This is a genomic window from Mesorhizobium sp. M0016 (assembly GCF_040324035.1).
GTDB lineage: Bacteria > Pseudomonadota > Alphaproteobacteria > Rhizobiales > Rhizobiaceae > Mesorhizobium.
In genome coordinates this window covers 1-12,138 of the sequence record NZ_JAMYVM010000028.1, presented here as the reverse complement: position 1 = coordinate 12,138, position 12,138 = coordinate 1, and the positions used below count along the sequence as shown (strand labels likewise).

Here is a 12,138-nt window from a genome sequence, read left to right as displayed (position 1 = left end):
GCAAGGAGTCGTGATGAGCAAGACCGTGCTGCCGGGATTCAGCCTTTGCAACAACGCCACGCTGCGGCGCGCCGCGCGCAAGCTCGGCCGCTTCTATGACGATGTAATCTCGCCTTCGGGTCTGAAGGGCACGCAGTACGGCCTGCTCTACCAGATCCATGTCAGCAATGAGCCGGCGATGGGCACGATAGCCGAAGCGATGGTCATGGATCTCTCGGCGCTCGGCCACACGCTGAAGCCGCTGATCCGCGACGGCTATGTCGACACCTTCGCTGACAAGGACGATCGCCGCGTCAAGCGGGTGCGGCTGACCGACCAAGGCCTGGCCAAGCTCGAGGAGACGACGAAATTGTGGACCATTGCCCAGCAGCGCTTCGAGGCCCTGGTCGGCCCGCAACGAGCGGCAGATCTGCGCGCTATGCTGGATGAAGTCGCGGCGCTGGACTACGACGTGCCCGCGGCCGCCCCTTCAAGCTGAAAGAGCGGCCGCCGGTCCTTTGCAAAGATCTATTCGGCCGGCATGGCGACCGGCCGGGCCGCCCAGCGGCCGGCCAGCACCGCGCCAAGCCCGATCAGCGGGAAGATGGCGGCGACCAAGCCGAGATCGGCCGGCACGCCGTAGCGCAGCACGGCGCCGCCGACCACAGCACCCAGCGCCACGCCGAGATAGAGCGCCGAAGCGTTGAGCGACAGCACGATCGGGGCGGCGTCGGGCGCCAGCTTGATGATGCGGCTGGCCTGCGCCGGCGGAAATGCCCAGCCGACCATGCCCCACGGCACCATCATGGCCATCAATGCCGGCCCGGCGAGATGCTGCGGCAGGAAGGTCGGGATGACCGAGAGCATCACCAGCATGACGGCGCTCAGCGCCAGCGACCAGCCGACGGTGCGCGTCGCACCAAAACGGTCGGCCGCCTGGCCTCCGGCTATGTTGCCGATGACGGCGCCGACACCGAAGGCGAGCAGCATGCCGGGCAGCGCAATCGGGCTGAGGCCGCCGCTCTGGATGGCCAGCGGCGCGATATAGGAAAACGCCGAGAAGGCGCCGATCAGGGCAAGAGCGGTGGTCAGCAGGATCGGCATGACGCCGGGGCGCAGCGCCGCAGCCAGGCGCCGCCTGAGCGGCAGCTTGGTGCCGACAATTCCGCGCGGCAGCCGGTACCACAGGATGGCGCCGACCAGCGCGCCGAGCCCGGCAATGGCAAAGAAGGTCCCGCGCCAGCCGGCTATCGTGGCAACCAGCGCGCCGAGCGGTGCACCCAGCGCAACCGCCACCGTGGTTCCGCCGACGACGACTGCAATGGCCCGCGCCCGGTGGTGGTCATCGACCAGCGCCACCGCCGTGCCTTGAGCGGTAGCGGCAAACAGGCCTGACGACAGCGCCATGATGATGCGGGCAATGAGCAGCAGCTCGAAGGACGAGCTCAGCGCCGCCACCACATTGCCGATGACGAAGAACGCCAGCGTCCACAAGATGACGCGGCGCCGGTCCCATTCGCCGGTCAGCGTTGCCAGGATCGGCGTGCCGATGGCGTTAGCCAGCGCGAAGGCGGTGATCAGCGTGCCGGCGAGCGGAATGGAAATGCGGGCGTCGGTGGCGATGTCAGGCAGCAGGCTGGAGATGACGAAGCCTTCGGTCGAGATCGTGAACGATCCGAGCGCAAGCCAAAAGAGGCGCTTGTCCATAGGGCGTGTCCTTAGTTCAAAAGTTATTGAACAATTGGACATAACAGGGCGTGATGTCAATGAAGCCAGGTGAAAATAGCTGAAGCCTGCTGACAGCCCTGTGTCAGGACAGCCATTGGGCCAATCGCGAAGCGGACTGTGCATGCCCGCGAAACATGGACGCGTTGAAATCGCCACCGACTGTGCTTAGTTTCGGGCCATGACTTTGCCGCACCCCAATACAGACCAGATCAGCCTGCCGGTTGTGCTCGGCGTGCTTGGCGACCCGACCCGGCTCGCCATCGTGCGCTATCTCGCCAGCAAGGAAGGCGTGCCGCTGAACTGCAGCCGGTTCCTCGACCTCGGCTCCAAGACCAATCTCAGCTATCACCTGGCCAAACTGCGCGAGGCCGGCGTCACCCGCGCCGAAGTGGCTGGCACCAACCGGATGATCACGCTGCGCCGCGCCGACCTCGACGCCCGCTTCCCCGGCCTGCTCGACAGCGTGATTGCGGCGGCCGGAGATGATCCGGCTCTGCCCATCGTCGGTGGCCACGACATCGAAATGCCGGCCTAACCGGTTTAGAAGTCAAGGTCCTAGCGCTGCCAAAAACCGATATGCGGGGCGAGGAGCTCTTCGTCCATCTCGGGGAAGGGTCCGTGGACCTCGACCGGCTTCTGCCCGGAGCCGAGGACTGTGCGCGACGAGAGGTTCATCGTCGGGTTCTCTGCGTGATTGCCGGTCAGCGCGAGAAGCTTGGTCTCCTCGAAGCCGTAGACCAGCCGGCCGATATTGGCCCAGTACAGCGTTCCCGTGCACATCGCACAGGGCTCGCCGGTTGTGACCAGCGTGCAGGACCAGAGGAATTCCGGCGGATAGGCGTCCGCGGCACGCCGGGAGAGCTCGGTTTCGGCGTGGCGCACGGTGTTGATGTTGCCTTGCCGCATCAGGATGCGATCGTCGGGGCCGACGAGCACGCAGCCGAAAGGATGGTGCCCGTGCGCGGCAGTCTCGCGCGCGACGTCATTGGCGGCGCGAAGGTGGGCAACCATCTGGTCGCGGGTCATCGCCTGTCCTCCCCCGGATGAACTCTGGAGCGGCGTGGACGCTAGCAGATGGAGTGCTTCCGCGATAGGCGGGGCTCCCGGCTGTCTCGAACGATCTCAAGGGCTTGATAATGAAGGCAGGGGCTTGATAACGAAGACGGGCCGCAAGCCTCAACGGGCTGCACCAAGGAGCCCGCCGCATGCGCATTGCCGTTCTCGCCGACATCCATGGCAATGTGCTGGCGCTGGATGCCGTGCTCGCCGATCTAGCGCGGCGCGGCGGCGCCGATCTCACCGTCAACCTTGGCGACTGTGTCTCCGGCCCGCTCTGGCCGCGCGAGACGTTCGAGCGGCTCGAAGCGCTCGACCTGCCGACGGTGCGCGGCAACCATGACCGCCGGGTCGCGGTCGATCCGGCCGACGATATGATGTGGGCTTCAGACCGCTATGCGCAGGAACGGCTGACATCAGCGCAGCGCGAAGCCCTGCTCGCCCTGCCCTTCACGCTGGAGATTGTTCCCGGCGTGGTCGCTTTCCATGCGCGGCCCGACCATGACGAGAAATACCTGCTCGACGCGATCGTCGATGGCCAACTGGTGCGCGCGCCGCTTGCCGCTATTCAGCGGCGGTTGCAGGCGCTGGACCCGGCCTGCCGCGTCGTGCTTTGCGGCCACAGCCACCGCGCGGAGCTGCTCCGTATCCCCGGCGGCCCCATCCTCTTCAACCCCGGCAGCGTCGGCGCTCCCGCCTATGAAGATGACACGCCGCCGGCGCATGTTTCGGAGCAAGGCAGCCCGCATGCGCGCTACGGCATCCTCACCTTGGATGGCGAAGGACCCGACCGTTTCGAGACCATCGCCGTCGACTACGACCATGAAGCGGCGGCGAGACAGGCCGAACAGGCGGGCCGTCCGGAATGGGCGCATCCGCTGAGGACCGGCTTCATGCCCAAACCCTCTTGGCAAGGCTCTGCTTGACCGCATGGCTGCGTCCTGCCTCGGCCTCGCGGCACCAAACATCGGACGCATTTTCAGACTTACATGGCCGCATATCGTCCATTATAAAACCGCCTTGGCATACGGCAGGATTGCTGCCGCAAGGGTAATCGGCGCACGGCCAAATGATGAGGCGCACAATCCGAACCATTTTGCATCGACTGACTGGCGCTCCGCTCCTGCGGGCCCCGTTGCTCATGGGGCTGTTGCTCATGGGCCCGTTGCTGGTGAGCATGCCGGCGAATGCCGAGGACGCGCCTGCCGACATCGTTTCCATAGTGACCGAGCTCGGCCCAGGCGATCTCCTCAACATCCGCGCCACGCCGTCGCCGGTCGGCAGAACCCAGGCGCGCCTGCCGATCGGCTCGAGCGTCAGGAATTTCGGCTGCAGCGAAGTGGACGGCCACCGCTGGTGCAAGGTCGAGGAGATCGACAATCCACTGGTCAAAGGCTGGGCGCCCGCGCGCTATCTTATCCCCGACAATCCGACCGTGGTCGAAGTAGACGCCGCGCCGCCCCAGGTGACCGCCAGCGCTGAAGCCGGCGGCCCGGCGCTCGCGCCCGACATGCCGACGCAGCCGGCCGACGTGGCCGCAACACCCCCAGCAACTGCACCTGCCGCCTCTGCCGCTCCGGCTGCACCCACTCAGGCTCCACCCACCCCGGCTGCACCCGCGCCGGCCCCACTCGACCTGACGGAGCGCCTTGGCGGCACGGATCCGGGCGCGCCGAAGTCCGCCGCCGAGATCGGCAGGACCGCCATGCAGGATGCTTACGGCCTCGCCTTCGCAGCCAATGAAAGCCCGAGGACGGGCGAGATCCCCGCCACGGAGGCTCCGGCGACGGAGGCCACAGGGACGCCGGTACAGGATTCCACCGCGTCTGCGGGAGCAGCGCCGGATGCGGCGTCCGCGCCCGGGGTACCATCCCCGACGCCTCGGCCAGATCAGGCCAAAGCTGCGACCGCTACGCAAACCGTTGCACGGCTGGAACCCCCGCCCGCCCCCGGCGCCACGTCCGACATTCCCTGCGCGCGCTATGTCGGTCAGCCGATGACCCGCTGCACCGTCAACATCGTCCACAATGGCGCCGACAAGGCAGACATCACCGTGACCTGGCCCGATGGCGGCACGCGCGTCATCTCCTTCTCTGCCGGCATGCCGGCCAACTCGGATTCGCCCAGCGAGTTCCGCTTCACAAGGGAAGGCAGCCTCAACATGATCCGGATCGGCGCTGCCGAGCGGTTTGAGATTACGGATCAGCTCGCGCTGGGGGATTAGGTGTTAAGCAGTAGGGATAGGCAATAGACGGCTTAACCTCGCTCCTGCCTAATCCCTGCTGCCTGATCCCTGCTGCCTAATCCCTACTGCATAGCCTCATTTTCGGGGTTACATCTCCCAAAACTCTTCCCTATAAGGCCCTCCTAGCCTGATACCAGAATCGCAAGCACAACCGGCCGGGTCTTCCCGTCCCGGTTTTTCGTGCAAGCCGCTCGCCGAACGGAACTCACAACGATGCCAAGACGCACCGACATCAAGTCGATCCTGATCATCGGGGCCGGCCCCATCGTCATCGGCCAGGCCTGCGAGTTCGACTATTCCGGCACCCAGGCCTGCAAGGCGCTGAAGGAGGAGGGCTTCCGGGTCATCCTGGTCAATTCCAACCCGGCCACCATCATGACCGACCCGGAACTGGCCGACGCCACCTATATCGAGCCGATCACGCCTGAAGTCGTCGCCAAGATCATCGCCAAGGAACGGCCCGACGCGCTGCTGCCGACCATGGGCGGCCAGACCGCGCTCAACACCGCTCTGTCGCTGCGCCGCATGGGCGTGCTCGAGCGCTACAATGTCGAGATGATCGGCGCCGACGCCACGGCGATCGACAAGGCTGAGGACCGGGCGCTGTTTCGCGAGGCGATGAAGAAGATCGGCCTGGAAACGCCGAAGTCGATGCTGGCCAATGCCACCGACGTCAAGAACGCCGACCGCAAGACCCACGAGGCCGAGCGCGCCGCCGTCAAGGCCGAGGCGCCTGCCGACCTCGACGCCGCGCTCGACGCGCTGGAAACCCGCTGGAACCTCGGCGAAGGCGACCGCAAGCAGCGCTACATCAGCCATGGCATGGCGATTGCCGCCCAGGCGCTCGACCATGTCGGCCTGCCCGCCATCATCCGCCCGTCCTTCACCATGGGCGGCACCGGCGGCGGCATTGCCTACAACCGCGCCGAATTCTACGATATCGTCCAGTCCGGCCTCGACGCCTCGCCGACCACCGAAGTGCTGATCGAGGAGAGCGTGCTCGGCTGGAAGGAGTATGAGATGGAGGTCGTCCGCGACAAGGCGGACAATTGCATCATCGTCTGCTCGATCGAGAACATCGACCCGATGGGCGTGCATACGGGTGACTCGATCACCGTCGCCCCCGCGCTGACCTTGACCGACAAGGAATACCAGATGATGCGCAACGCCTCGATCGCGGTGCTGCGCGAGATCGGCGTCGAGACCGGCGGCTCCAACGTGCAGTTCGCCGTCAACCCGGCCGATGGCCGCCTCGTCGTCATCGAGATGAACCCGCGCGTCTCGCGCAGCTCCGCTTTGGCTTCGAAGGCGACCGGCTTCCCCATCGCCAAGATCGCGGCCAAGCTCGCTGTCGGCTACACGCTGGACGAGCTGGAGAACGACATCACCGGCGGCGCCACGCCCGCCTCCTTCGAGCCAAGCATCGATTACGTCGTCACAAAAATCCCGCGCTTTGCCTTCGAGAAATTCCCCGGCGCCGAGCCGGTGCTGACCACCGCCATGAAGTCTGTCGGCGAAGTCATGGCCATCGGCCGCACGTTCCAGGAGTCCTTGCAAAAGGCGCTGCGTGGCCTGGAGACCGGCCTGACCGGCCTCGACGAGATCGAGATCCCCGGCCTCGGCCACGGCGCCGTAGCTGCCAACCACGCCGACGACCGCAACGCCATTCGCGCCGCGCTCGGCACGCCGACGCCCGACCGGCTGCGCATGGTGGCGCAGGCGATCCGCATGGGCACCTCGCTCGAAGACGTGCACGCCATGTGCAAGATCGACCCGTGGTTCCTCGAACAGATCGCCGGCATCGTTTCCATGGAAGCCCGCATCCGCGAGCACGGCATTCCGCAAGACGCCGTCAATCTGCGCATGCTGAAGGCGATGGGCTTCTCCGATGCCCGCCTCGCGTCGCTGACGAAGACCGACGCCGAATTGATTGCGAAGATTCGCGAAAAGCTCGACGTTCATCCGGTTTATAAGCGCATCGACACGTGCGCGGCCGAGTTCGCCTCGCCCACCGCCTACATGTACTCGACCTATGAAGTGCCCTTCGCCGGCGCGCTGGCCAATGAAGCGCAAGTGTCAGCGCGGAAAAAAGTCGTCATCCTCGGCGGCGGTCCGAACCGCATCGGCCAGGGCATCGAGTTCGACTATTGCTGCTGCCATGCCGCCTTTGCGCTGTCGGACGCCGGCTATGAAGCGATCATGATCAACTGCAACCCCGAGACGGTCTCGACCGACTACGACACCTCGGACCGGCTGTACTTCGAGCCGCTGACGGCGGAAGACGTGCTGGAGATCCTGCGCGCCGAACAGGCGTCGGGCGAACTGGTCGGCGTCATCGTCCAGTTCGGCGGCCAGACGCCGCTGAAGCTTGCCGACGCGCTGGAGAAGGCCGGCATCCCGATCCTGGGCACGTCACCCGACATGATCGATCTGGCCGAAGACCGCGACCGTTTCCAGAAGCTGTTGCACAAGCTCAACCTCAGCCAGCCGAAGAACGGCATCGCCTATTCGGTCGAGCAGGCGCGCCTGGTCGCCGGCGAACTCGGTTTCCCCTTGGTGGTGCGCCCGTCCTATGTGCTCGGCGGCCGCGCCATGCAGATCATCCATGACGAGGGCATGCTGCAGAGCTATCTGCTCGACACCGTGCCCGGCCTGGTTCCGGAGGACATCAAGCAGAAATACCCCAACGACAAGACCGGCCAGATCAACACGCTGCTGGGCAAGAACCCGCTGCTGTTCGACACCTATCTCTCGGGCGCCATCGAGGTCGATGTCGACTGCCTCTGCGACGGCACGTCGACCTTTGTGTCGGGCATTCTGGAACACATCGAAGAGGCCGGCATCCACTCCGGCGACAGCGCCTGCTCGCTCCCCGTTCACTCGCTGCCTTCCGAACTGGTCGACGAACTGGAGCGCCAGACGGCGGCACTTGCCCGCGCGCTCAATGTCGGCGGGTTGATGAACGTGCAGTATGCGATCAAGGACGGCATCGTCTATGTGCTGGAGGTCAATCCGCGCGCATCGCGCACCGTGCCCTTCGTCGCCAAGACCATTGGCCGTCCGATCGCCAAGATTGCCGCCCGCATCATGGCCGGCGAAAAGCTGGAAGACGCCTTCGCCCATTACGGCGCCATGCCCGACCCGAGAAACCCCGGCCATATCGCCGTCAAGGAAGCCGTCTTTCCCTTCGCACGCTTCCCCGGCGTCGACATTTTGCTCGGCCCGGAAATGCGCTCGACCGGCGAGGTCATGGGCCTCGACCGCGACTTTGCGCTGGCCTTCGCCAAGAGCCAGTTAGGGGCCGGCGTCGACCTGCCACGTTCCGGCACGCTGTTCGTCTCGGTGCGCGACGAGGACAAGGCCGGCATCCTGCCGGCGGTCAAGCGCCTCGCCGGTCAGGGCTTCAAGGTGCTCGCGACATCCGGCACCGCCCGCTTCCTCGCCGAAAACGGCGTCGACGCGCAGAAGATCAACAAGGTCCTGGAAGGCCGCCCCCACATCGAAGACGCCATCCGCAATCGCCAGGTCCAGATCGTCTTCAACACGACCGATGGCCAGAAGGCGGTGTCGGACTCCAAGTCGCTCCGCCGCGCGACGCTGATGCAGAAGGTGCCGTACTATACGACGCTGTCGGGGGCGGCGGCTGTGGCTGAGGCGATTGCGGCGCTGAAGGCGGGGAGCCTGGAGGTGAGGCCACTGCAGGAGTATTTTGCGTAGGCGATTAGCTCTTTTCTCTCCGCCTCTTGCCTATCCCCAATGAAAGGCATTCCGCGAAAGGCGGGGCATCAACGAAGTTTGACCACCTTCAGACCGCTTCAACCACATATAGCGCCAGCAAGCGACGTCTCACCTAGGGCGAACCATCGTCACCCCTACTGCCAACGGCTGCGCCATTGGTAGTAGCAAAGGTCGTGGGTGCAACTCACACCATTCGAGCGTGGCCTTGTTGACGCCTTATATAAAGGCAGTCACCATAGCCCTGATTTTACTCTTCAGAGGAAAAAACTATGAAACCTGTTTCGGAGATCACTTTCGGCTTCTCTGACGCAGAAAATTATCGCCGGAGAGAAAACCGGGAGCTTTTTAATAAGATATTTTTGCGTACAGACGCTCTTCGAGACTTAGACGATCCGAGCATATTTTTTCTCGTTGGCGAGAAGGGCACCGGGAAGACAGCGTACGCGGTATACAGGTCAAATTTCCCGAATGAAAAACAATTTTCGAGCCATAAATTTATTAGAGAGACGGACTACAATAAGTTTATATCTTTAAAGAAAGAAAAAACATCAGCCTGTCGGAATACACCGATATATGGAAGGTAATTATTCTTTTGATATTTGCCAAAGAGATAATAACATCATCTGGTACAGCGGAATATTTTTTAAAGTATCCGAAATTTAAAGCTTTAAACGATGCTATTGATGAGTACTACAGCAATGCGTTTGCGCCAGAGATAATAACCGCACTTCAACTTGTTGAGAATTCAACCTCAGCTGTTGAAGTATTTGCAAAGTACTCTCAATTTGGAGCAACCTTCAAAGATGGAGACGGCAAAGAGGTTAGGTCCGAGACGCGAAAATTCCAGACGAACCTCCTGTACATACAGGGGAAGCTTCAGGACGCCCTGTCTTCCATTAAATTAAGCAAAAGCGTTTCGCTTTTTATTGACGGGATAGACATAAGGCCGGCTTCGATCCCGTTCAACGAGTATCTTGACTGCGTCAAAGGGCTAGCCAATGCGGCCTGGAGTTTAAATAATGACTTCTTCCCAAGGATAAGAGATTCAAAAGGGCGAATGAAGTGCGTATTGCTTCTTAGACCTGATATATTTAATTCTCTTGGCTTACAGAATAGAAACACAAAACTGAAAGATAATTCGATCGTTCTTAGCTGGATAACCGACTACGGAAAGTATCGCAGTAGCGAGTTATTTTTGATGGCTGACAGAATGTTCAACGTGCAGCAGGACAAAATTGAGCCGCCCGGAGATGCATGGGATCACTACTTCCCATTTGAAGCTACAAATTTGACGGAGGAGCACAGTAGGCCGACTTCATTCGTGATATTTTTAAGATATTCCTATCATAGACCACGCGACATCTTAACGATGCTAGACATATTAAATGATCACTACAAGTCCCCCCCAGACAAGGATAGGGTTTTTCTATATAGTGACCTATTTACGAAACGATTCAAGGAGGACTACGGCCAATACCTCCTTGGTGAAATAAAGGACAGCCTATCTTTTTACTATGACGAATCTGAGTTCGAGCTGTTTCTAAAGTTTTTCGAGTACTTAAACGGAAAGAGTAGGTTTGACTACGAATATTATGAAGCTGCGTTTTCTGAATTCTACAAATATATTTTGGCTGAAGTGCATAATGCACCAGGATTTATGAGGTCTGCGGAAGAATTTCTACAATTTCTTTACGATCAGAATATACTTAGCTTCATCGAAGAGGCGGAGGATGAGAAATTTATTAGGTGGTGTTTTCGAGAACGTACTCCTTCGAATATATCGCCGAAAGTCAAGACAGGCATGGAGTACGAAATCCACTACGGCCTCGCAAATACCCTAAATACAGGGAAGGCTATATCAAAGCCAAAGAAAAAATCGAACCCCAAGCAAGAGGTTGAAGGTTTTCTTGGTGTAGTTAATATGATTGATAAAGGTAAAAAGTTTGGATTTATTCGCCAAGAGGGCATGCCAATCGATATTCATTTCAAATTTTCTGACTGCTTGGACCCTTCATCACTAGGCAAGGGTGCGTTAGTTAGATATTATTTGAAGAAAAATGAAAAAGGCGGGTTGTCAGCCTCCAAAGTAGTCATTTCGAGATAGGAGAGGCATACTGCCTGCCCAACGGCATTTCCGAACTCGAATCTCTCTTGCCCTCACCCTACAGCCACGCACTCGATCTCGATATCGAACTCCATCGGCCATGATGCCACCGGCACGAAGCTCCGCGCCGGCGGGTTGACGCTGAAGTACCGGGCATAGACCCGGTTGATGGCGTTGTAGAAGCCGGAATTGACGGCGTAGATACGCACCATCACCACGTTGTCCAGCGAGGTGCCGGCGGCTTCCAGGCAGTGTTTCAGCGCCTTCAGCGACGCCTCGGTTTGCGTTTCGATGTCGCCGCGCACCATCTCGCCGGTCACCATGTCCACCGGCGGCGTCGCCGAAATGAACACGAAGCCGTTGGCTCTGACCGCTGTCGAGCACGGCAGCCCGAGCGCCCGGACCTTGGCCGACATGACGGGCACTTCGATGATTTCTTTTTTCATGGTGATGCTCCCTTTGTTTGCCAAGCTGGCGCCAAGGCCCCCTCACCCAGCCTCCGCTTCGCTCGGCTGACCGTTCCGGGGCGAGCCACGTGTCTCGCCCGTCCTTCAGACCCCCGAGGGGAGAGGAGACTGCGAGCGCCAGCACGTCCCTCTTCTCCCCAGCGGGGAGAAGGTGGCCGCGAAGCGGTCGGATGAGGGGGCCTGCGCCACCTTTGATTGTGAGGAGCTTATCCCCCCGCCCAGCGAACGCCAGCGCCGGACCATAGTCCAGCCGTCACCCCTGCCCCGGATAGGGCATGCCGTCCTTGTGCAGAAACCTGCCATCGGAACTCGGGCTCATCATGTCGATGTCCGAGCAAGTGATGAGATCATCCGGATTGCGCGAGCCGACCTCGAGATAGCGCGCCGTTGTGGACGAGCGGTTGATCATGTGGTGGCCGTTGCCGCTGTTCTTGGCAAAGGTCGCGCAGTCGCCGGCCTTGAGCAGCGTCTCGCCGCCATCCTCGACCAGCACCAGTTCGCCTTCCAGCACATAGACGAGCTCGTCCTCATGGCTGTGCCAGTGGCGCTGGCTGGACCAGCCGCCTGATGGCAATGTCATCAGGTTGACTCCGAAATCGGTCAGGCCACCGGCATCGCCGAGGCGGCGGCGCCTACGCTCGGCGCAAGGGGCGTCGAAGGGTGCGGGGTAGCCGGAGCCCTTGCGGACAGGCACGGTGGACAGGTCGATCTTGGGCATGGGAGCTCCATTGAATTGGGTTGTGTGCGTCAAGTTCTGCAAAATGGGGCGGCCATGATGCTGGTCATGCGGCTTGGCGCAGAGCGAGCTTCTTGTGCTCGCG

The 12,138-nt window shown here is 61.3% G+C and carries 10 protein-coding genes; 6 read left to right on the top strand and 4 right to left on the bottom strand.

Translation table 11 applies throughout. From position 1 onward, the window contains the following. The first annotated feature begins 13 nt into the window (after positions 1–13). On the top strand, positions 14–478 hold the full coding sequence (locus NKJ88_RS28245) for a MarR family winged helix-turn-helix transcriptional regulator (RefSeq protein ID WP_023691525.1): 465 nt from the start codon (positions 14–16) through the stop codon (positions 476–478). Between the two features lie 29 nt (positions 479–507). On the opposite strand, the gene NKJ88_RS28240 is transcribed toward NKJ88_RS28245, so the two are convergent. After that, positions 508–1,686: an MFS transporter gene (locus NKJ88_RS28240; protein ID WP_352446369.1), complete on the bottom strand. Its 1,179-nt coding sequence runs from the start codon at positions 1,684–1,686 to the stop codon at positions 508–510. A gap of 199 nt (positions 1,687–1,885) precedes the next feature. Here NKJ88_RS28240 and NKJ88_RS28235 point away from each other — a divergent pair, with 199 nt between their 5' ends. Beyond that, positions 1,886–2,242, top strand: a complete 357-nt coding sequence (locus NKJ88_RS28235; RefSeq protein WP_023683780.1) for an ArsR/SmtB family transcription factor — start codon at positions 1,886–1,888, stop codon at positions 2,240–2,242. Positions 2,243–2,262: 20 nt separating this feature from the next. Here NKJ88_RS28235 and NKJ88_RS28230 read toward each other — a convergent pair whose 3' ends face one another. Beyond that, complete coding sequence (locus NKJ88_RS28230; RefSeq protein ID WP_023691527.1) at positions 2,263–2,733, bottom strand: nucleoside deaminase; 471 nt, start codon at positions 2,731–2,733, stop codon at positions 2,263–2,265. 179 nt (positions 2,734–2,912) lie between these two features. On the opposite strand from NKJ88_RS28230, the gene NKJ88_RS28225 reads away from it, so the two are divergent. From NKJ88_RS28225 to NKJ88_RS28210, 4 genes are all read left to right on the top strand, one after another. Beyond that, positions 2,913–3,689, top strand: coding sequence for a metallophosphoesterase family protein (locus NKJ88_RS28225; RefSeq protein ID WP_352446366.1), 777 nt, complete (start codon positions 2,913–2,915; stop codon positions 3,687–3,689). Positions 3,690–3,919: 230 nt separating this feature from the next. Continuing rightward, positions 3,920–4,987 (top strand): SH3 domain-containing protein, encoded by a 1,068-nt coding sequence (locus tag NKJ88_RS28220; RefSeq protein ID WP_352446365.1) that lies wholly within the window; start codon positions 3,920–3,922, stop codon positions 4,985–4,987. 234 nt (positions 4,988–5,221) lie between these two features. Beyond that, complete coding sequence (gene carB / locus NKJ88_RS28215; RefSeq protein ID WP_352446364.1) at positions 5,222–8,725, top strand: carbamoyl-phosphate synthase large subunit; 3,504 nt, start codon at positions 5,222–5,224, stop codon at positions 8,723–8,725. Between the two features lie 547 nt (positions 8,726–9,272). Continuing rightward, positions 9,273–10,850, top strand: a complete 1,578-nt coding sequence (locus NKJ88_RS28210) for a P-loop ATPase, Sll1717 family (RefSeq protein ID WP_502904776.1) — start codon at positions 9,273–9,275, stop codon at positions 10,848–10,850. A 53-nt stretch (positions 10,851–10,903) separates the two neighbouring features. On the opposite strand, the gene NKJ88_RS28205 is transcribed toward NKJ88_RS28210, so the two are convergent. Next, positions 10,904–11,296 carry a RidA family protein gene (locus tag NKJ88_RS28205; RefSeq protein WP_352446362.1) on the bottom strand — a complete coding sequence of 131 codons (393 nt, stop codon included), beginning with the start codon at positions 11,294–11,296 and terminating at the stop codon, positions 10,904–10,906. A gap of 274 nt (positions 11,297–11,570) precedes the next feature. Continuing rightward, positions 11,571–12,035, bottom strand: coding sequence for a cupin domain-containing protein (locus NKJ88_RS28200; protein ID WP_352446361.1), 465 nt, complete (start codon positions 12,033–12,035; stop codon positions 11,571–11,573). Positions 12,036–12,138: the final 103 nt, after the last annotated feature.